This window comes from Pseudomonas sp. FSL R10-0399 (genome assembly GCF_009600165.1).
In the GTDB taxonomy this organism is placed as follows: Bacteria; Pseudomonadota; Gammaproteobacteria; order Pseudomonadales; family Pseudomonadaceae; genus Aquipseudomonas; species Aquipseudomonas helleri.
Window position 1 is genome coordinate 1 of the sequence record NZ_WIWK01000360.1, and the last position, 221, is coordinate 221.

Below are 221 nucleotides of genomic sequence, written 5' to 3' on the forward strand. Positions count from 1 at the left end.
GGGGCTATAGCTCAGCTGGGAGAGCGCTTGCATGGCATGCAAGAGGTCAACGGTTCGATCCCGTTTAGCTCCACCAAATTTTAGGTTCACTGCCTGGCCACACCGGCATTGAATCGATCAGCACTCAGCGCTGATCAAATAGAAGGTTTGTGTCCCCTTCGTCTAGTGGCCTAGGACACCGCCCTTTCACGGCGGTAACAGGGGTTCGAGTCCCCTAGGGG

General features: G+C 56.1%; 1 tRNA gene. It reads left to right on the plus strand.

Annotation, left to right across the window (positions count from 1 at the left end):
- Positions 1-76 (plus strand) — tRNA-Ala (locus GHO41_RS29700).
- The last annotated feature ends 145 nt before the right edge of the window (positions 77-221 follow it).